The 19666-nt window shown below is 64.2% G+C and carries 17 protein-coding genes; 11 read left to right on the top strand and 6 right to left on the bottom strand.

Features of this window, described 5'->3' with window-relative positions; genetic code table 11:
* The first annotated feature begins 176 nt into the window (after nt 1-176).
* The 10 genes from FSO04_RS12445 (at nt 177) to guaD (ending at nt 13244) form a co-directional block, all read left to right on the top strand.
* Nucleotides 177-863 (top strand): DUF2848 domain-containing protein, encoded by a 687-nt coding sequence (locus tag FSO04_RS12445; RefSeq protein ID WP_154559964.1) that lies wholly within the window; start codon nt 177-179, stop codon nt 861-863.
* A 7-nt stretch (nt 864-870) separates the two neighbouring features.
* Complete coding sequence (locus FSO04_RS12440; RefSeq protein ID WP_154559963.1) at nt 871-2223, top strand: MFS transporter; 1353 nt, start codon at nt 871-873, stop codon at nt 2221-2223.
* 144 nt (nt 2224-2367) lie between these two features.
* Nucleotides 2368-3048 carry a GntR family transcriptional regulator gene (locus tag FSO04_RS12435; protein WP_154559962.1) on the top strand — a complete coding sequence of 227 codons (681 nt, stop codon included), beginning with the start codon at nt 2368-2370 and terminating at the stop codon, nt 3046-3048.
* An 88-nt stretch (nt 3049-3136) separates the two neighbouring features.
* Complete coding sequence (locus tag FSO04_RS12430) at nt 3137-4516, top strand: amidase (protein ID WP_154559961.1); 1380 nt, start codon at nt 3137-3139, stop codon at nt 4514-4516.
* A 135-nt stretch (nt 4517-4651) separates the two neighbouring features.
* Entirely contained in the window at nt 4652-5161 is a 510-nt protein-coding gene (locus FSO04_RS12425; RefSeq protein ID WP_154559960.1) for a disulfide bond formation protein B, read from the top strand.
* Between the two features lie 345 nt (nt 5162-5506).
* Nucleotides 5507-7054 (top strand): xanthine dehydrogenase small subunit, encoded by a 1548-nt coding sequence (gene xdhA / locus FSO04_RS12420; RefSeq protein WP_174825285.1) that lies wholly within the window; start codon nt 5507-5509, stop codon nt 7052-7054.
* The gene (gene xdhB, locus FSO04_RS12415; protein WP_154559958.1) at nt 7054-9501 is read left to right on the top strand and encodes a xanthine dehydrogenase molybdopterin binding subunit; all 2448 of its coding nucleotides are present in this window, start codon (nt 7054-7056) and stop codon (nt 9499-9501) included. The genes xdhA and xdhB overlap by 1 nt, the downstream gene beginning before the upstream one ends.
* Before the next feature lie 127 nt (nt 9502-9628).
* Nucleotides 9629-10642 (top strand): xanthine dehydrogenase accessory protein XdhC, encoded by a 1014-nt coding sequence (gene xdhC, locus FSO04_RS12410; RefSeq protein WP_154559957.1) that lies wholly within the window; start codon nt 9629-9631, stop codon nt 10640-10642.
* A 96-nt stretch (nt 10643-10738) separates the two neighbouring features.
* Nucleotides 10739-11791, top strand: coding sequence for an adenosine deaminase (locus tag FSO04_RS12405; RefSeq protein WP_154559956.1), 1053 nt, complete (start codon nt 10739-10741; stop codon nt 11789-11791).
* Nucleotides 11792-11897: 106 nt separating this feature from the next.
* Nucleotides 11898-13244 carry a guanine deaminase gene (gene guaD / locus FSO04_RS12400; protein WP_154559955.1) on the top strand — a complete coding sequence of 449 codons (1347 nt, stop codon included), beginning with the start codon at nt 11898-11900 and terminating at the stop codon, nt 13242-13244.
* A 124-nt stretch (nt 13245-13368) separates the two neighbouring features.
* Here the strand turns inward: guaD and FSO04_RS12395 are convergent, their stop codons facing one another.
* Nucleotides 13369-14622, bottom strand: a complete 1254-nt coding sequence (locus FSO04_RS12395; protein ID WP_154559954.1) for an NAD(P)/FAD-dependent oxidoreductase — start codon at nt 14620-14622, stop codon at nt 13369-13371.
* 106 nt (nt 14623-14728) lie between these two features.
* Here FSO04_RS12395 and FSO04_RS12390 point away from each other — a divergent pair, with 106 nt between their 5' ends.
* Nucleotides 14729-15457: a class I SAM-dependent methyltransferase gene (locus tag FSO04_RS12390; RefSeq protein ID WP_168435659.1), complete on the top strand. Its 729-nt coding sequence runs from the start codon at nt 14729-14731 to the stop codon at nt 15455-15457.
* A gap of 85 nt (nt 15458-15542) precedes the next feature.
* Here the strand turns inward: FSO04_RS12390 and FSO04_RS12385 are convergent, their stop codons facing one another.
* The 5 genes from FSO04_RS12385 to FSO04_RS12365 are packed head-to-tail and all read right to left on the bottom strand — an operon-like array spanning nt 15543 to nt 19660.
* Complete coding sequence (locus FSO04_RS12385; protein WP_154559953.1) at nt 15543-15965, bottom strand: signal peptidase; 423 nt, start codon at nt 15963-15965, stop codon at nt 15543-15545.
* A gap of 35 nt (nt 15966-16000) precedes the next feature.
* Complete coding sequence (locus FSO04_RS12380; RefSeq protein WP_154559952.1) at nt 16001-17230, bottom strand: beta-ketoacyl synthase N-terminal-like domain-containing protein; 1230 nt, start codon at nt 17228-17230, stop codon at nt 16001-16003.
* Nucleotides 17227-18453, bottom strand: a complete 1227-nt coding sequence (locus FSO04_RS12375; RefSeq protein WP_154559951.1) for a beta-ketoacyl-ACP synthase — start codon at nt 18451-18453, stop codon at nt 17227-17229. The genes FSO04_RS12380 and FSO04_RS12375 overlap by 4 nt, the downstream gene beginning before the upstream one ends.
* Nucleotides 18453-19178 carry a 3-ketoacyl-ACP reductase FabG2 gene (locus FSO04_RS12370; RefSeq protein ID WP_154559950.1) on the bottom strand — a complete coding sequence of 242 codons (726 nt, stop codon included), beginning with the start codon at nt 19176-19178 and terminating at the stop codon, nt 18453-18455. Before FSO04_RS12370 ends, FSO04_RS12375 begins: the two co-directional genes overlap by 1 nt.
* A complete protein-coding gene (locus FSO04_RS12365) occupies nt 19175-19660 on the bottom strand; it encodes a hotdog family protein (protein WP_154559949.1) in 486 nt (161 codons plus the stop codon). Before FSO04_RS12365 ends, FSO04_RS12370 begins: the two co-directional genes overlap by 4 nt.
* Between the last annotated feature and the right edge of the window lie 6 nt (nt 19661-19666).

The raw sequence follows: 19666 nt of genomic DNA, 5'->3' as shown, positions 1-19666 counted from the left end.
AACGCAGTGTAACGCACCCGCACGACGCGCCGAATCGCGCAAACGTCGAAAGGGCGTGGGATTGGCCGGATCAGGGGCCTAGCAACCGGACCGTAGGCCCGAAACTTTTTTGACACGCTGGACGCCAGTGAAATATCACAATAATATTTGCCGCATATTTTCTTGGGAGTCGGGTGATGCAGGTGTCCTTCAATGTCGTAAATCGTTCCGGCGACAGTCGCGCCGATATCGTCGAAGTGAATCGACTGACGATCGCCGGTTGGGCCGGGCGCGATCAGGCGGCGATCGAGCATCACATCGCCGAACTGGCGGAACTCGGCGTGAAGCGGCCGTCGACCACACCCTGCTTCTACCGCCTCGGCGCCGAGCTGCTGACGCAGGCCGAACAGATCGACGTGGTTGGTGTGAAGTCGAGCGGTGAAGCCGAGTGCGTGCTGGTGCGCTCGAAGGCGGGGCTCTTCGTCACCGTCGGCTCCGACCATACTGACCGCGAAGTCGAGGCCTACGGCGTCACCGTCTCCAAACAGGTCTGCCCGAAACCGCTCGCACGCGACGCATGGCGTTTCGACGATGTCGCCGGGCACTGGGATCAGCTCGAATTGCGTGCTTTCGCCGTGACAAAGAACGGCGAGCGGCGCGTCTACCAGCAAGGCACCGTCGCGTCGCTGCTGCCGGCCGCCGATCTGCTGGAACGCGCGCCCGTAGCGGATGGCGCCGCGATGTTCTGCGGCACGCTGGCGGTACAAGGCGGCATCGTCGGGATGGCCGACGGCGACGCGCTCGAACTCGAACTGCACGACCCCATCCTGAACCGCACGCTGCGCCACGCTTACCGCGTGCACGCGCTACCTATCGTCGAATGAGGCACCCATGAATCCCCCTTCGCTATCCGCCAACGCCGACGCGTCTTCCGACGCGTGGCTCGAAGCCGCCGCCCTGCGCAAGATCACCTGGCGCATCATGCCGTTCCTGTTTCTCGTCTACGTGCTGTCGTATCTGGACCGCGTCAACATCGGGTACGCGAAGCTGCAGTTCACCGGCGACCTCGGGCTTTCGAACGCGGCTTACGGACTCGGCGCGGGGATCTTCTTCTTCGGCTATTTCGTGTTCGAGGTACCGAGCAATCTGCTGCTGAAGAAGTTCGGCGCGCGCGCCACCATCGCCCGCATCACGATGCTGTGGGGGCTGCTGTCGTGTCTGATGATGTTCGTACGCTCGGAAACGATGTTCTACGTGCTGCGCTTTTTCCTCGGCGTCGCCGAGGCCGGACTGGTGCCGGGCGTGGTGCTGTATCTGACCTTCTGGTTTCCGTCCGACCGGCGCGCGCGGATGGTCGCCGTGTTCATGGCGGCGATTCCGGTGGCAGGGATCATCGGCGCGCCGTTGTCGGGCTTTCTGATGTCGGCGCTGCATGAAGCTCACGGCTTGCGCGGCTGGCAGTGGATGTTCCTGATCGAAGGTATTCCGTCGATCCTCGCCGGCTTCTGGGCGCTCGCCGTGTTGCGCAACACGCCCGCCGAAGCCGCCTGGCTTACCGACGACGAAAAGCGCGTGATCCTCACCCGCCTCTCGCGTGAAAACACGGCCGCTGCGGCAGCCGGCGCCGAGCAGAGTCTGGCGGTTGCCTTGCGCTCGGGCCGCTTCTGGCTGCTGACGCTGATCTACTTCTGCCTCGTCACCGGCAATGCGGGCTTCTCGTTCTGGCTGCCACAGATCGTCAAAGACCTCGGCGTCACGAATCTCGTTACGAACGGCTTCGTCACCGCGATTCCTTATCTCGCGGCGGGCATCGGCATGATTCTGATCGGCCGCTCGTCGGATATCACAGGCGAACGGCGCTGGCATTACGCCGTATGCTGCTTCATCGGCGCGGCGGGCCTGCTCGGCAGCGCCTCGGTGACCAATTCGATTCCGCTCGCCGTCACTGGTTTGTCGATCGCCTACATCGGCATTCTGGCGGGCTTCGGGATTTTCTGGTCGATGTCCACCACGTTCCTGCAAGGCTCCGCAGCCGTGGCCGGCATCGCCGTGATCAACTCGATTGCGAACCTTGCCGGCTATGTGAGCCCGTATGTGCTCGGCATCGTCAAAGATGCGACGCATAGCGTGACCTTCGGGCTGGTGCTGATCGCGGGGGCGTTGATCGTCGGCGGGTTGGTTACGTTGATGATGCCGCGCGTCAAGGTGCAGCACGCAGCGGCGGTGACGCCGAGGAGCGCCTGACACGTTGTGATTGCCGTGATTGCTGTGACGTGTGAGAACCACGCGTCATGCGCAAACGGCGCCGGGTGAGCAACCGCCCACCCGGCGCCGTCCGCGCAAAACCTTGTTCTACAATGCGGACGACAACGCCCGCACCTTCTTCACATGACGCTTTTGCAGACTGCCCGCCGCTCCAGTACCCCCCGCGAGACCGCCACGGCCAGCCTCGCCGAACAGGCCTATGCCTTCGTCAAGCGCGAGATCATCACGATGCGCCTGCGGCCAAGCGAGGTACTCAACGAAGCGGAATTGATGGTGCTGACCGGCATCGGCAGAACGCCCGTGCATCAGGCGCTGCACCGGCTGGTGCACGAGGGCATGCTGACCATCATGCCGAGAAAGGGCATCATGGTCCGCCCGGTTTCGCTCGACGATGTGCTGGCGATCATCGACGTGCGGCTCGTCAACGAAAGCTACTGCGTCGAGCTGGCCGCGCGCCATGCGCAGCAACACGATTTCGACGCGATGCAGGCCTTGTTGGACCGCTCGTCGGTGTGCGTCGCGGCGCACGATATCGAAGGCATGATGGATATCGACCGCGAGTTTCATCTGGCGATTTCGGCGGCGTCGCGCAACCCGGTGCTGGCCGACATTCTGCGTGGGCTGCATGAACGCTCGCTGCGCTTCTGGTTCATTTCGCTGTCCGAGCTGCATCATCTCGAAGACGTCCACGAAGAACATCTGGAGCTGTTTCGCCTGCTGCGCGAACGCGATGCCGAAGGCGCCCGCCAATCGGTGCAAAAGCATATCGAAGCGTTCCGCGCGACGCTTTTCAACCGCATCTGATCGACCGCGTCCCATCGACCGAATCTCTCGACCGCTTCCCATCCACCTTAACCGGCTTCCCCCGGTTCAACCGGATTCTCCCGACATCATGGCCACCGAATTCACGCCCTTCCCGCCGCTCGCCCAGCTTGCCGCCGACCTCGCCGCCGGCCGCACCACGAGCCGCGCGCTCGTTGAAACCGCGCTCGAACGGATCGCCGATCCTGCCGGCCAGGGTGCGGTCGCTTTCATGCACGTCGACGCCGACAGCGCCCGCGCCGCGGCCGATGCGCACGACCGCCTGCGCGCCGCCGGCACCGTCCTCTCGCCGCTCGCCGGGATTCCGGTGTCGGTCAAAGATCTGTTCGATATCGAAGGGCAGCCGACCCGCGCCGGTTCCGTGGTGCTAGCCGACGCGCCCGCCGCCAAAGCGGACGCGGTCGCGGTCGCGCGCCTGAAACGGGCGGGCGCGGTGATCGTCGGGCGCACCAATATGAGCGAGTTCGCGTTTTCCGGACTCGGCCTGAACCCGCACTACGGACATCCGCTGTCGCCGTATCAGCGCGACGTGAAGGGCGACGAGCGGATTTCGGGCGGCTCGTCGTCGGGGGCGGCGGCGTCGGTCGCGGACGGCATGGCGGCCGTCGCGCTCGGCACTGACACCGGCGGTTCGATCCGCATTCCGGCTGCGCTGTGCGGCCTGACGGGCTTCAAGCCGACCGCTGATCGCATTCCGAAGCAAGGCGGCGTACCGCTCTCTTCCACACTGGATTCGTTCGGGCCGATCGGCGTCTCAGTGGCGTGCTGCGCGCTGGTCGACCGCATGCTGGCCGGGCTCGAGCCGCGCATTCCGGCGGCCCGGCCGCTCGAAGGCGTGCGCCTTGGCGTATTGACCAATTTCGTGACCGACGGCGTCGAACCGGCGGTCGCCGCCGCGATCGACACGGCGCTCAAACATCTGGAAGCGGCCGGCGCGATCGTCACGGAAGTGCGCTTTGCACCGCTCGACCGTCTGCCCGAGATCAACCGCTTCGGCTTTTCGCCGATCGAAGCGTATGCATGGCACCGTCCGCTGCTGGAAAAGCACCGCGATCAATATGATCCGCGCGTGCTGGTACGCATCCTGAAAGGCCAGCCGGCCAGCGCCGTCGACTATCTGGACCTGCTCGCCGAGCGCCAGGCCATGCTCGACGAAGCCGCACGCACGCTGTGGCAGCGTTTCGACGCGGTGGTCGCACCGACCGTGCCGGTGGTGCCGCCGCGCGTGGCCGATCTGATCGACGACGATGAAGCATTTGGCCGCACCAACGCGCTGATCCTGCGCAACCCCAGCGTGTTCAACTTCCTCGACGCCTGCGCGCTGTCGCTGCCTTGCCATCTGCGCGGCGACGCGCCCGTCGGCCTGATGCTGGCAGGCGCACCGCACGCCGACGACGCCTTGCTGGCCATCGGCCGCGGCGCCCAGGCGGTGCTCAACGCGATTCGCTGATTGGGGCGCTGAACGGGATACGGCGCAGACACTGAGCGGGGATTGCGACTTAAAAGCGCGATAAGCGCCAGGGCGGGGGTTCGCGCTAGAATCGCGGGCACCCGCCCTTTTCGTTTCCAGACAGCCACACGACCCATGAATAACGACAATGCGATGCTGCGCCGCGAGCGCTCCCTGCTGGTTCTGCTTGGCCTGATCTGCGTCGGCCTCGTCGCCGGCGCGTTGTATCTGCAATACGGCTTGCACGAAGACCCGTGTCCGCTGTGCATCATCCAGCGGTATTTCTTCCTGCTGATCGCGATTTTTGCGTTCCTCGGCGCGCGCTTTAACAGTTGGCGTGGCGTGCGGCTGCTGGAAGTGCTGGCGGCCCTGTCGGCCCTGGGCGGCATCGTGACCGCCGCCCGGCACGTCTATGTGCAGGCCAATCCGGGCTTCAGTTGCGGCTTTGACGCGCTGCAGCCGGTGGTCGACAGCTTGCCGCCCGCGCAGTGGCTGCCGGGCGTCTTCAAAGTGGCAGGGCTCTGCGAAACAGCCTATCCGCCGATTCTGGGCCTGTCGCTGCCCACCTGGTCGCTGGTGGCGTTCGTCGTGGCTTTCGTGCCGCTGGCGCTGAGCCTGGTTAAGAATCACCGCCGGATCGCCTGATCGGCGCTTCCGGTCGATCTGATTGAATCGGCGCCGGCCTTTGATCCGTCTTCTCTGACGGGGCGAAGGCCGGCGTTTTCACGTCCGCTCCGCCCCCTTTTCTCGCCGTGCCCCGTCCCTCAAGGCTTTGCGCCACTCATCCCGCCTCACGCAACTTCCCGCCCTGGCGCGAATCGTACTTATCTCATGACTGCTTCCGAATAAGCTTCATGCGAGTTGGGAAATCTTTTCGGGACGAGGTAGTGCTATCTTCGGAACTGGATGGCGATCTACGTGCGCGAGGCCGGCTTTGGCGCGACCCCATGCGTAACGCGCGCCCGGTCCGCACTGTCTTTCGGATTCGCCATGACAACGCAAACCATCCGCTTTTATCACCAGGGGTCCGTCCGTGAGGTCGCGGGCGCCCCGGCGTCGCGCACCGTGCTTCAGCACCTGCGCGAGGACTTGCATTGCACGGGCACCAAGGAAGGTTGCGCGGAGGGCGACTGCGGCGCCTGCACGGTGGTGATTGGCGAACTGGATGCACAAGGCGGGCTCGCGCTGAAAGCGGTCAACGCCTGTATTCAGTTCCTGCCGACGCTGGACGGCAAAGCCCTCTTCACCGTCGAAGACCTGCGCGCCGCCGATGGCGCCCTGCACCCAGTCCAACAGGCCATGGTCGATTGCCACGGCTCGCAGTGCGGTTTCTGCACCCCCGGCTTCGTGATGTCGATGTGGGCGCTGTATGAAAACCAGCCGGCCGCCGCCGGCCTGCCCACCCGCGATGAGATCAACGCCGCGCTGTCCGGCAATTTGTGCCGCTGCACTGGCTACCGGCCGATTGTCGATGCGTCGCAGAAAATGTTCGACTATCCGCAATACCCACGCGTGACGCTGGACCGCAAGGCGGTCGCCGACAAGCTGCGTGAGATCCAACGCCGCGACACCTTCGAGTACAGCGCGCCCGATACGCGTGGCGCCACGTTCGGCTCGCCCACTTTCCATGCACCGATCTCGCTCGACGCGTTCGCCAAACTGCGCGCCGAGCATCCGCAAGCGCGTCTGCTGGCCGGCAGCACCGATGTCGGCCTCTGGGTCACCAAGCAGTTCCGCGATCTCGGCGACATCCTGTACATCGGCAACGTCGCCGAATTGAAGACGATCGAGCGCGATGCGCAGACGCTGACAATCGGCGCCGCCGTGACGCTCGAAGACGCCTACGCGGCGCTCGCCGTCGACTACCCGGAACTGGCCGAGATGTGGACGCGCTTCGCGTCGCTGCCGATCCGCAATGCCGGCACACTCGGCGGCAACGTCGCGAACGGCTCGCCAATCGGCGATTCGATGCCTGCGCTGCTCGCGCTCGACGCCGAAGTCGTGCTGCGCCAAGGCGCCAAAACCCGCACGCTGAAGCTCGACGCGTTCTACCTCGGCTATCAGAAAACCGCGCTCGCGGCCGGCGAATTCGTCGCAGCGCTGCGCGTGCCGCGTCCGGCGCGTGATCTGCGCTTCCGCACCTACAAAGTGTCAAAGCGTTACGATCAGGACATCTCCGCGGTGTGCGCCGCATTCGCGCTGCACATCGGCGAAAACGGCGCGATCAGGGAAGCCCGTATTGCATTCGGCGGCATGGCTGCGACGCCTAAACGCGCCGCGCAAACCGAGGCCGCGCTGAATGGCGCAACATGGAACGAAAGCACCGCGCGGCAAGCGATGAACGCACTCGTCGCCGATTACCAGCCGCTCACCGACATGCGCGCCTCGAGCGCCTATCGACTGAAGGTGGCGCGCAACCTGTTGTGGCGCTTCCACCTCGAAACGCGCGATGACGCGCCGCTCGCCCTCTTCGACGTGAATGCGTTCGCGTACGAAGCCGGCGCGCCCGACGCGGCCGTTGCGAAGGAGTCGTCGTGATGAACCGGACCGATGCTTTCGTCGAACATGCTGCCAGGCACGCCGCCGCTCAGGAGAGCGAGACGGCGATCGGCATCTCCTTGCCGCACGAATCGGCCGCGCTGCACGTGAGCGGCGAAGCCACCTACACCGACGACGTCCCCGAATTGCAAGGCACGCTGCACGCGGCGCTTGGGCTGTCGCGGCATGCACACGCCCGGATCGTGTCGCTCGATCTGGACGCTGTCAGAAAAGCGCCTGGCGTGATCGCCGTGCTGACCGCCGAAGACATCCCCGGCGAGAACAACTGCGGCCCGGTGCTGCACGACGATCCGATTCTCGCTGTGGACGAAGTGCTGTATCTCGGTCAACCGGTGTTCGCGGTGATCGCCGAAAGTCATGATCTCGCGCGGCGCGCGGCAGCGCTGGCGAAAAGCGATGACGTCGTGCGATATGAACCGCTCGAGGTCGTCCTCACTCCCGCCGAAGCGAAAGCCAATAAGCAGTTCGTCCTGCCGCCGCTGCATCTGAGGCGCGGCGAACCCGATGCGAAAATCGCTGCCGCGCCGCATAAGATCCGCGGCACGTTCGAAGTCGGCGGCCAGGAACAGTTTTATCTCGAAGGCCAGATCGCGTACGCCGTGCCGAAGGAAATGGACGGCATGCTCGTCTACAGTTCGACGCAGCATCCGAGCGAAATGCAGCAGGTCGTCGCGCATATGCTCGGCTGGCCGGCGCACAACGTCGTGTGCGAATGCCGGCGAATGGGTGGCGGCTTCGGCGGCAAGGAATCGCAATCGGCGGTGTTTGCGTGTGTGGCATCGTTGGCGGCGAAGCTGCTGCGCCGGCCGGTCAAACTACGTGCCGACCGCGACGACGATTTCATGATCACCGGCAAGCGCCACGACGCGGTCTACGAATACGAAGCAGGCTTTGACGATAGCGGCCGCATCCTCGGCGCACGCGTCGAAATTGCCTTGCGAGCCGGCTATTCCGCTGACTTGTCCGGTGCGGTCGCAACCCGTGCCGTCTGTCACTTCGACAACGCGTACTACCTGTCCGACGTCGACATCGTCGCGCTGTGCTGCAAGACCAATACGCAATCGAACACCGCATTCCGCGGCTTCGGCGGCCCGCAAGGCGCGCTGGTGATGGAAGTGATGCTCGACAGCATCGCGCGTCAATTGCACTGCGATCCGCTCGACGTGCGCCTCGCCAACTACTACGGCATCGGCGAACGCGACACGACGCCGTACGGACAGCCAGTCGAAGACAACATCATCGCCCCGCTAACGGATGAGTTGCTTGCAACCAGCGACTACCGCGCGCGCCGCGACGCGATCGCCGCGTTCAACGCAAAAAGTCCTGTGCTCAAACGCGGCCTCGCGTTCTCGCCGGTGAAGTTCGGCATCTCGTTCAACGTGCCGTTTCTGAATCAGGCCGGCGCGCTGGTGCACGTGTACAAAGACGGTTCGGTCCTCGTCAATCACGGCGGCACCGAAATGGGCCAGGGACTGAATACGAAGGTCGCGCAAGTCGTCGCGAACCAGCTCGGCCTGCCGCTTTCGCGCGTGCGCGTGACGGCGACCGATACGTCGAAGATCGCCAACACCTCGGCGACCGCCGCCTCCACTGGCAGCGACCTGAACGGCAAAGCCGCCGAAGCCGCTGCGCGGACCATTCGCGACAGGCTCGCCAAACTCGCGGCGAAGCAACTCGGCGGCACCGCCGATGCAGTGGAATTCGCCAGCGGTGAAGTGTCGGTGAACGGCGGTGCGATGCCATTCGAGCAACTGGTCGCCGCCGCATATCTGGCCCGTGTGCAGTTGTGGTCGGATGGGTTCTACACGACACCGAAAGTGCACTGGGATGCGAAAACGCTGACCGGTCACCCGTTTTATTACTTTGCCTACGGTGCGGCCGTGTCGGAAGTAGTGATCGATACGCTGACCGGCGAATGGAAATTGGTGCGAGCGGACGTGTTGCACGACGCCGGCCAATCGATCAATCCGGCGATCGATCTCGGCCAGGTGGAAGGCGGCTTCATTCAGGGCATGGGCTGGCTCACCACCGAAGAATTGTGGTGGAACCGCGATGGCCGCCTGATGACGCACGCGCCGTCGACCTACAAGATTCCCGCCGTCAGCGATACGCCCGCGGCATTTAACGTGCAGCTTTATCAGAATCAGAACGTCGAGCCGACCGTGTTCCATTCGAAGGCAGTAGGCGAGCCGCCACTGCTGTTGCCGTTCTCGGTGTTCCTCGCGATTCGTGACGCGGTCGCGGCCGCGGTGCCGGGCGCGGAAAACGCACCGCAGCTTCGCGCGCCGGCGACACCTGAAGCGATTCTCGACGCGCTGGACGCGTTGCAATCGCCCGCGACGACGACAGAACCCGCGACAGGACAGCCGACGGAACAAGCAACGGAAGCGGCAGCCGCAGCCGCATCCGCCACCACGCCGGTTTAGCAAATTGATGAAGCGTTGAACGACGTTAAGCAACTTAAAGCCTGGGCCCGACGCGACACGAACGCGTCCCGCCACACTCAACCGGCCGCACGGACACCCCGCGCGGCCATGTATGGAGAACCGCCGGATGCAAGCCTGGCTACCTGACCTGCAACAACTGCTCGCGCACGGCGACGCCGCCGTGCTGGTGACGGTCGCACGCGTCGAAGGGTCGGCGCCCCGCGAAGCCGGCACCAAGATGATCGTCACACGCGATTCGGCCAAGCACACGATCGGCGGCGGGCACCTCGAATGGAAAGCCATCGAGACCGCGCGCCAGGTGCTGCGCGACGGCATGCGCTCGCCGCATATGCGCCGCCTCGAACGTTTCGCGCTTGGCCCCAGTCTCGGCCAGTGCTGCGGCGGCGCCGTGATTCTCGCCTTTGAACGCCTCGACATCGGCGACCTCGGCTGGATCACCTCGCTCGCGAAACGCGTGGCCGCGGGCCTTTCGACGGTGCGTAGCGTATCATTCGGCCCCGCACCGGATGCGGTGATGCTGTCCGACCCCGAACCGGGTGTCGATGCCTCCGACTGCCTGCTGTGGGACGGCGCCGGTTTCGACGACAGCGGCGCGCTGCTCACCGAAACCATCGCGCCAGGCGATTTCCAGGTCGTGCTGTTCGGCGCCGGTCACGTGGGCGCGGCGCTGGTTCGCGTGCTGGCCACGTTGCCTTGCACGGTACGCTGGGTCGACGAACGCGACGCGCAGTTTCCCCCCGTGGAGACGCTGCGTGCGCCCAACGTGAAGATCGATCCGAACGATGCGCCCGACGAAGCCATCGACCAGGCTGCGCCGCACACGTACTTCATCGTGATGACGCACAACCATGCGCGCGATCTCGAGTTGGCCGAGCGCATTCTGCGGCGCGGCGATTTCGCGTTCTTCGGCATGATCGGCTCGCACAGCAAGCGCAAGCAGTTCGAACATCGGCTGGCCGCGCGTGGCATCGATCCTTCGCAGATTGCGCGGATGAAGTGCCCGCTCGGCGTCGACGGTATCGTCGACAAGTCGCCGGAGATCATTGCGATTTCCGCGGCTGCTCAAGTGTTGCAGGCAGTAGAGGCGAATGCGGGCGCGCACGCGGCGCAGACGGTCTGATTTGCCGCACAATCGACCTGCCGCCCCACAGCGATTGCGTTCTGTCCTGCATCCCGCATCCGGCGCGAAACGACTCCAACGAACTTCTGACCGACCATGAATACAACAACCGCTACCCCCACGGCACTCATTGAGAAAACCGCTCGCGCCCCGAAGGCCGAGTTGCACATTCATATTGAAGGCTCGCTCGAACCCGAGCTGATCTTCGCGCTTGCCGAACGCAACGGCGTGAAGCTCGCGTACGAGTCGATCGAAGCGCTGCGCGCCGCGTATGCGTTCACCGATCTGCAATCGTTCCTCGACATCTACTACGCCGGCGCGAGCGTGCTGCTGCACGAGCAGGACTTCTACGACATGACGACGGCGTATGTCGAGCGCTGTCTCGCCGACAACGTGATCCACAGCGAAATCTTCTTCGATCCGCAGACGCATACGGAGCGTGGCGTGCCGATCGCAACCGTCGTCGCAGGCATTGATCGCGCGTTGGCCGATGCGGAAAAGCGCGGTATGACGAGCAAGCTGATTCTGTGTTTCCTGCGTCACCTATCGGAAGAAGACGCGCTCGCCACGTTCGAAGAAGCGCTGCCGCTGTTCGAGCAATACAAACATCGGCTGATCGGCGTGGGTCTCGATTCGTCCGAACGCGGCCACCCGCCTTCGAAGTTCGAACGCGTCTTCGCCAAGGCACGCGCGTTCGGTCTGAAACTGGTCGCCCATGCGGGCGAAGAAGGCCCGCCGTCGTATATCTACGAAGCGCTCGACCTGCTCAAAGTGGACCGCGTCGACCACGGCGTGCGCAGCATCGAAGACCCGGCGCTCGTCACGCGTCTCGCCGATTCGCGCGTCGCGCTGACCGTGTGCCCACTGTCGAACCTGAAACTCTGCGTGTTCGACGACATGACCAAGCACACGCTGAAGGACCTGCTCGATCGCGGCGTCGCCGTCACGGTGAATTCCGACGATCCGGCTTATTTCGGCGGTTACGTGAACGCCAACTATTTCGCCACGATCGACGCGTTGAAGCTCAACGATGCCGAGGTCTACACGATCATCCGCAACAGCTTCGAAGCGTCGTTCGTCACGCCCGAGCAACGCAGCGAACTGATCGCGAAGCTCGACGCGCACTGGCACCCAGGCGGCCCGCACTGACGGGCCAATGAATGGCAGCCGGCGGCGGCACGGGTTCGTTTCGGACCCGGAATCAAGCCGCCGTCTGCGCTGTTTAGCTCCTCACAAATACGGAGACGGTTTTTCCATGACTCAACCGACACAATCAGCGTTCCGCGCACAACTGCTGACCTTCAACGGCGACCCTGCGCAATCGCCCAACGCGGCGGTCTTCAACGAGGACGGTTTGCTGATCGTCGAAGACGGCCATGTCGTCGCAGCGGGCGCGTATGCAGCGCTCGCGTCGCAACTCGCGCCGGGCACCCAGGTGCAGGAAATGCGCGACAAGCTGATCGTGCCGGGTTTCATCGATACGCACATTCACTATCCGCAGACCGACATGATCGCGTCGCCGGCGCCGGGTCTCCTGCCGTGGCTCGACACGTACACGTTCCCGACCGAGCGCCGTTTCACCGATCCGGCGTATGCACGCGATACGGCAAGCTTCTTTGTCGAAGAGCTGCTGGCTTGCGGCACGACCACCGCGCTCGTGTATTGCACGGTCCACAAGGAATCGGCCGACGCCCTCTTCACCGAGAGCGAAGCACGCAATTTGCGCATGGTGGCCGGCAAGGTGCTGATGGACCGCAACTGCCCCGAGTTTCTGCGCGACACCGCGCAATCGGGTTATGACGACAGCGCCGAGTTGATCGGCCGCTGGCACAACCGTGGCCGCCAGATGTACGCGCTCACGCCGCGTTTCGCGCCGACCTCGACCGAAGCGCAACTCGAAGCATGCGGCGTACTGGCGGGCAAGCATCCGGACATCTTCATCCAGAGCCACGTCGCGGAGAATACCGACGAAGTGAAATGGGTCGCCGATCTGTTCCCGGGCCACCGCAGCTACCTGGACATCTACGATCACTACGGCCTGCTGCGCCGCCGCGCGGTGTACGGCCATTGCATCTACCTCGACGAGGAAGACCGCAAACGCATGGCGCAAACCGGCACGGTCGCCTCGCATTGCCCGACCTCGAACCTGTTCCTCGGCAGCGGCCTGTTCGACTTCGACAAGGCCGACGAAGCCGGCATGCCGATCGCGCTAGCAACCGATGTAGGCGGCGGCACCTCGTTCTCGATGCTGCAAACCATGAACGAAGCGCACAAGGTCGCGCGGTTGACTGGTCATCATCTGACGGCCACGCGCATGTTCTATCTCGCCACCGCAGGGGCGGCCGAAGCGCTTGATCTGGCCGACAAGGTCGGCACGCTGAAGCCGAAGTCGGAAGCCGACTTCGTCGTGCTCGATCCGCAGGCCACGCCGCTGCTCGCACGCCGTACCGCACGCACCGAATCGCTCGAAGAACTGCTGTTCGCGTTCGCGCTGCTCGGCGACGACCGCGCGATCTACGAAACATATGCCGCGGGCAAGCGCGTGCATCGTCGCGACGACGTGCGTCAGCATGCGCCGCGCGTGGCGAAGATCGCGGCCTGATTGGATGGCCTGCTTGACTCTCTAGCGGACTCAGTCGATTGAGAAAAACGGCGCTTCTTTACAGAAGCGCCGTTTTCTTTTGCCCGTGCGGAGCATGGAAATGTTCCGATGCTTACAGCCTTGATCAACGATGCGTGCACACCTCATGCAACGCATTCAAGCGCCGCACCGGATCGGCGACATACGGATTCGTTTCGTCCCACGCGTAACCCGCCAGCACTGAACTGATCATGCGGCGAATCGAAGGCGTCTGGTCCGGATAGAAAATGATGTCCTGCAGCTCGCCCGTGTACCAACGCTCGACGAACGCGCGGAACGTATCGATCCCCTTGCGCAACGGTACGTCGTAAGCGGCCGACCAATCGACCTGTTCGCCATTTAGTTGCCGGTTCAACGTCTGCACCGCGAGGTGCGCGGAACGCAACGCAATCGTCACGCCGGATGAGAACACCGGATCGAGAAATTCACCCGCATTGCCGAGCAGCGCATAACCCGGTCCATGTAAACGCTCGACGTTCGCCGCGTAGCCGCCGATATGACGCACCGGCATCAGGAACGGTGCATTGCCGATCAACGGCCCGAGCGTCGGCTCCTGCTGGATCAACGCCCGCAGTTTCGCGTCGCGCTCAGCCTCCGGCACATCGAGGAAACTGGCCTCGGCAACGCATCCCACCGACGACCGGCCGCCCGCCAGCGGAATCATCCAGAACCACACGTCGCGGCGCTCCGGGTGCGTCGCCACGCAGATCTTGTTGCGATCGGTCGCGCCAGCCGGAATGCCATCGCGTACGTGCGTGAAGATCGCGGCACGTGTCGGCATGCGCGTAGGCGCTTCGAGGTTCAGCAAGCGCGGCAGCACGCGGCCGAAACCGCTCGCGTCGAACACGAAGTACGCCTCCACTTCATACGCGTTATCCGCTTCGTCGATCACGTCGAGCACCGGCTTGCTGCCATTTTCACCGGTTTGCATCGCACGCACCGTATGGCCGAAGCGCACGTCGGCGCCCTGCTCCGCCGCGCAGCGAATCAGAATATCGTCGAACACCGCGCGCTCGACCTGGTACGTGGTGCCCCACCCCGGCGAATGCTTGTCGCGGAAGTCGAACGCCGACGACTGGTCGCGGTAAACGAAATGCGCGCCGTTCTTGTACTGGAAACCGGCTTCGACCACCGCCTGCAGCATGCCCGCCTCTTCGAGGTAGGCCATGCTTTGCGGCAGCAGACTTTCGCCGATCGAGAAGCGCGGAAAATGCTGGCGCTCCAGCACCAGCACCGAACGGCCCGCCCGGCGTAAGAGCGCCGCCGCGACTGCGCCTGCCGGACCCGCACCGATGATCGCTACGTCGACAGTTATGCGCTTTGACGAATGTGTACTCAAGGTTGCCTCAATCGTTTGCTTGCACGGAACAGCGTTACGCTGCGCCCTTACTTTTCGTTACAATTACGCTTCACAGCAAGAACAATATTTCGTCGGGGAGCCCAGCGTGTCGCCATCCGAAACATCCAGTGTGCCTTTCGTGCCGGAAACGGCCTTCGGGATCTGGTTCCTGCGCACTTACACGTGGGAACATCACGTCCTGCGGGTCGCGATCAACGACCTCAAACGCCTGATCGACGCGCCCTTGCCAGCCGCGCCGGTTATCGTCGACGTCGGCTGCGGGCAAGGCATTTCGTTCCACCTGCTTGCCGAAGCGTTCAAGCCGCGCCGCCTTGTCGGCGTCGATTTTCACGAACCGTCGCTGGCGCTTGCCGCCAATGCAGCCCGCGCGTGCCGCGACAAGCTCGCCGATATCGAAGTGCTGCACGGCGACTGCGCGAAATTACCGCTGCCCGATGCCAGCGCCGACATCGTGTTCTGCCATCAAACTTTCCACCATCTCGTCGAGCAGGACCGCGCGCTCGCCGAATTCCGCCGCGTGCTCAAACCAGGCGGCATCCTGCTGTTCGCCGAATCCACCGACGCGTACATCAAATCGTGGGTGATCCGGCTGCTGTTCCGTCATCCCATGCATGTGCAGAAAAGCGCGGACGGGTACCTCGACATGATCCGCCGCGGCGGTTTCCGCTTCGAGCAGCGCAACGTCTCGCTGCCGTATCTCTGGTGGAGCCGCGCGAAAGACTTCGGCCTGCTGGAACGCCTCGGCATGTACCACCCGCAGCCTGGCAAGCGTCGGGAAACGTTGGTCAATGTCGCTGCAGTCAAGGCAGATTGAATCTCGCCAGGGCGGTGGCATGCCACCGCCCTGGTAAGCATCACGGCGTGCTTATTTGCGTGCTTATTTGCGTGTTCGATTCGACCTAGTTCGCTTCCAGCACGACAAGCTGGCCGCTCACGGCGATGGCGGCCGCGCTCGGGCTCACGCCGCAGGTGAAGTCGGTCGACGAGTTGCTCTCGGTGCTATGAAAGCGCGTCGACACGTCGATCACGGCGTTGGCGTTGCGTTCGTGGGCTGCAGCGCGCAGCTTCTGCACGGCTTGGGCAAGCGCTTCGTGGCATGCGTCATCCGGATTCGCCACCTTGCGCGCGATCCGCACAGAATAGGACACATCGCCCAACTGGCTCTTCACTGCCGGGTGGCTCTGCTGGCCAAAATAGATCTGCACACCACCGCGCGACTGGCCGCCGGCCGCCGCGAGCGGCACCGACTTCACGTCCGTGGCGCACCCCGTTTGCGTCAGCACCACCACTGCCAGTGCACCCAGTACAAAACGTTTTTTCATTTTTATTGCCCTCGTTTTTTTAAATGACGGCCGGTTCAGCCGCCCTGCCACACTTCAAACATCAGGCTTGCGCAACTGCCGCCGAACCCGAACGAAATCGACATCGCGGTGCCGATGCGCGCGTCACGCGTCGTGCGCACGAGCGGCATACCGACGACGCCCGGCTCCGGCGTCTCGATGCCTGCCGTCCCCGCGATGAAACCGTCGCGCATCATCAGCAACGTGTAGATCGCCTCGTGCGCGCCGCATGCGCCGAGCGGATGCCCGGTCATACCCTTGGTCGACGAAAACGCGGGGACTTCAGCGCCAAATACGTCAATCAAAGCGCGCAATTCCTCGACATCGCCAAGCGGTGTCGACGGTGCGTGTGTGTTGATGTAGTCCGGACGCTTGCCCGCTTCGCTCAACGCACCGCGCATTGCTCGTGCGATGCCTGCCGCACGCGGCGTGACCATGCCGGCCGCGTCCGTGCAGTCGCCGAAGCCGGTCAGCTCGGCGTAAATGCGGGCTCCACGCGCCAACGCATGATCGAGCGATTCGAGCACCAGCACACCGCCGCCCGAGGCGATCACGAAGCCGTCGCGTGCCGTGTCGTAGGGACGCGAAGCGCGCTGCGGCGTGTCGTTGAAGTTGCGCGACAGTGCGCCCATGGCGTCGAACATCAGCGTCATGTTGTCGTGCAAGGACTCGCTGCCACCGGCCAGCACGATGTGCTGGCGGCCGGTCTGGATCAACTGCATCGCCTGGCCGATGGCGAGCGCCGACGTCGTGCATGCCGACGATGGCGAATAGCTCACGCCCTCGAGTCCGAACACTTGCGCGACGTTGGCCGACGCGGTGCTGCTCATCGCATGCGGAACCGTATACGGCGGCACTTTGTCGACGCCGCGGGTATTCGCAATCGACATGGACACGTCGTAACTCGACATCGTGCCGACGCCCGAACCAATCACCGTCCCGGCGCGCGGCGAACGCAACGCGGCGAGGTCGAGCCCGGCATCGTCGATCGCTTTCTTCGCGGCATGGCACGCAAAGCGCGCGGTGTCGCCCATGAAGCGTTCGAGCTTGCGATCGAACGGCGGCTCCTGCGCGACCGATGCGACGCCCGCCACCTGCGAACCAAAACCGCGCTCACGCCACGCGTCGATCCGCTCGATGCGCGAGCGGCCCGCGCGCAGCGCGGCGGACACGTCGTCGAGCGTATTGCCGAGGCACGACACGATCCCCATGCCGGTGACGACCACGCGTTGCAGTGGCACGCTCATCGAACGCGCCTGAAAATCAGCGACGTGTTGATGCCGCCGAATGCAAAGTTGTTGCTCATCACATATTCGGCGTCGATCTCACGGCCTGTGCCGACGATGTAGTCGAGCGATGCGCAGGCCGGATCGACGTTCTCCAGATTCAAGGTCGGCGCATACCAGTTGCGCTTCATCATCTCGATGGTCCACCACGCCTCCAGTGCACCGCACGCACCGAGCGTGTGGCCGACATAGCTCTTGAGCGAACTGATCGGCATGCGTGCGCCGAAGGTCTGCGCGGTCGCATGGCTTTCGGCGATGTCGCCGCGGTCCGTCGAGGTGCCGTGCGCGTTCACGTAGGCAATCGCTTCGGGCGGCAGTTGCGCATCTTTCAAAGCGAGCTGCATGGCCAGCGCCATGGTTTCGGCGGTCGGCTGGGTCATATGCGCGCCGTCCGAATTGCAGCCGAAGCCGACGATCTCCGCGTGAATCTGCGCGCCGCGCGCCACCGCGTGTTCGTATTCTTCGAGCACCAGCGTCGCCGCGCCTTCGCCGACCACGAGGCCGTCGCGCGCGGCGTCGAACGGACGCGGCGTGAGATGCGGCTCGTCGTTGCGCGTGCTGGTGGCGTACAAGGTGTCGAACACGGCGACCGCCGGGCCCGACATTTCTTCCGCGCCGCCCGCCAGCATCAGCGTCTGCTTGCCGGCCTGGATCGCTTCATACGCGTAGCCGATCGCCTGGCTGCCCGATGCGCACGCGCACGAGGTCGGAATGATCCGCCCTTTCAGATCCCAGAACAGGCTGACGTTGACCGCCGTGGTGTGCGGCATCATCTGCACGTAGCTGTTCGACGTGACGTCGCTCATCGAGCCGGTTTCGAGCATCGTGCCGAACGCGCGAATCGGCTGCACCGAGCCCGACGACGAACCGTAGGCGACGCCCATGCGGCCGTCCTTGATGCTGGTGTCGTCGGCGAGGCCCGCGTCGGCGAGCGCCAGCTCGCTCGCGCGCACCGAGTACATCGACACCGGCCCCATCGAGCGGGTTTTCTTGCGCGGATAATGCGCAGGCACCGTGAAACCCGGCAACGGACACGCGAGCCGCGTGTGCAGCGACTCGAAGTAATCCCACTCAGGCATCCGGCGCACCGCGTTCACGCCGCTCTTCAGGCGTGCTTCGATTGCGTTCCAGTCGTCACCGAACGCCGTGACGCCCCCCATGCCCGTAATGACGACGCGTTTCATTACACCATCCCACCATTGACGCCGATCACTTGACGCGTGACATACGAGGCCGCATCGGACATCAGGAAGCTGACCACGGACGCCACTTCGGCAGGCTGGCCGACGCGGTTCATCGGCACCGTCTTCAATGCCTGCTCGAGCGGCATGTCGTCGAGCATGCCGGTATCGATCAAACCCGGCGCGACGCAATTGACGGTGATGTTGCGCGTCGCCAGTTCGACGGCGAGCGCCTTGGATGCGCCGATCAGGCCGGCCTTCGCCGCGCTGTAGTTGACCTGGCCGCGATTGCCCATCACGCCGGAGACCGACGCGATCGTGACGATGCGCCCGCCCTTTTTCGCCCGCACCATCGGCATGGTCAGCGGATGGACGACGTTGTAGAACGAGTCGAGACCGGTTTCGATCACGATGTCCCAGTCTTCTTCGGTGAGCGCAGGGAACGCGGCGTCGCGCGTCACGCCCGCGCTGCATACGATGCCGTAGTACGCGCCGTGCGCCACAACATCCACTTCGAGCACTTCGCGGCACGCGGCGCGATCGCGCACATCGAATTGCAGCACGCGCGCCGAACCGCCTTGCGCGGCAATGCCCGTTGCCACGGCTTCGGCTTCGGTGCGGCCCGTGCGGCAATGCACCGACACCGCGAAGCCGTCGGCGGCCAACTGATACGCAATCGCACGGCCGATGCCGCGGCTTGCGCCGGTAACGAGAACACGCCGGCTCATGAACTGAAACTCCCTTCGATGAATGACTGAAAATCACGCGGCTGAAAGATCTTGATGACCGCCTCGGCGCAACACACGTCGCCATGATGGATCGTGCATTCGTAGGCGCCGTGGCCTTCTTCGCTGCGCAGCAATTCTGTTGCGTGGATCAGCAACTGGGCATCGCCGGCAAACGACGGTTGCAAAGCGCGATAGCTGCGCGAGCCGAGCAGCACACCGGGGCGCGCCTGGCCACCGCCGCGCATGGCCAGCAGCGCGACGTGCGCCGCGATGGCCTGCGCCATCAACTCGATGCCGATCCATGCGGGCATCGCCCCGTCGGCGTCGGCATACCACGCGTCGGCATGAACAGTGGCACGCGCGCTCAGTGCGTCTTCGCTGAAAGTGCTCACGGCATCGATCAGCAGCATGGTGCCGCGATGCGGGATGATCGTTTCGATCGGTTGCAGGATGAGATCCTGAATGGAGGGCGTCTGGGTCATCGCGCG

The sequence above is a fragment of the Paraburkholderia madseniana genome (genome assembly GCF_009690905.1).
Taxonomy (GTDB): domain Bacteria; phylum Pseudomonadota; class Gammaproteobacteria; order Burkholderiales; family Burkholderiaceae; genus Paraburkholderia; species Paraburkholderia madseniana.
The sequence above is the reverse complement of the archived record's forward strand: the minus strand, read 5'-3'. Positions and strand labels throughout refer to the sequence as shown.

What these genes read in the sequence shown, in the direction of transcription:
- FSO04_RS12425 (WP_154559960.1), top strand. Translation starts at nt 4,652, where the DNA reads ATGAATAACGACAATGCGATGCTGCGCCGCGAGCGCTCCCTGCTGGTT.
- FSO04_RS12365 (WP_154559949.1), bottom strand. Translation starts at nt 19,660, where the DNA reads ATGACCCAGACGCCCTCCATTCAGGATCTCATCCTGCAACCGATCGAA.
- FSO04_RS12375 (WP_154559951.1), bottom strand. Translation starts at nt 18,453, where the DNA reads ATGAAACGCGTCGTCATTACGGGCATGGGGGGCGTCACGGCGTTCGGT.
- FSO04_RS12435 (WP_154559962.1), top strand. Translation starts at nt 2,368, where the DNA reads ATGACGCTTTTGCAGACTGCCCGCCGCTCCAGTACCCCCCGCGAGACC.
- xdhC (WP_154559957.1), top strand. Translation starts at nt 9,629, where the DNA reads ATGCAAGCCTGGCTACCTGACCTGCAACAACTGCTCGCGCACGGCGAC.
- FSO04_RS12440 (WP_154559963.1), top strand. Translation starts at nt 871, where the DNA reads ATGAATCCCCCTTCGCTATCCGCCAACGCCGACGCGTCTTCCGACGCG.
- FSO04_RS12380 (WP_154559952.1), bottom strand. Translation starts at nt 17,230, where the DNA reads ATGAGCGTGCCACTGCAACGCGTGGTCGTCACCGGCATGGGGATCGTG.
- FSO04_RS12370 (WP_154559950.1), bottom strand. Translation starts at nt 19,178, where the DNA reads ATGAGCCGGCGTGTTCTCGTTACCGGCGCAAGCCGCGGCATCGGCCGT.
- FSO04_RS12445 (WP_154559964.1), top strand. Translation starts at nt 177, where the DNA reads ATGCAGGTGTCCTTCAATGTCGTAAATCGTTCCGGCGACAGTCGCGCC.
- FSO04_RS12405 (WP_154559956.1), top strand. Translation starts at nt 10,739, where the DNA reads ATGAATACAACAACCGCTACCCCCACGGCACTCATTGAGAAAACCGCT.
- guaD (WP_154559955.1), top strand. Translation starts at nt 11,898, where the DNA reads ATGACTCAACCGACACAATCAGCGTTCCGCGCACAACTGCTGACCTTC.
- xdhA (WP_174825285.1), top strand. Translation starts at nt 5,507, where the DNA reads ATGACAACGCAAACCATCCGCTTTTATCACCAGGGGTCCGTCCGTGAG.
- xdhB (WP_154559958.1), top strand. Translation starts at nt 7,054, where the DNA reads ATGAACCGGACCGATGCTTTCGTCGAACATGCTGCCAGGCACGCCGCC.
- FSO04_RS12385 (WP_154559953.1), bottom strand. Translation starts at nt 15,965, where the DNA reads ATGAAAAAACGTTTTGTACTGGGTGCACTGGCAGTGGTGGTGCTGACG.
- FSO04_RS12430 (WP_154559961.1), top strand. Translation starts at nt 3,137, where the DNA reads ATGGCCACCGAATTCACGCCCTTCCCGCCGCTCGCCCAGCTTGCCGCC.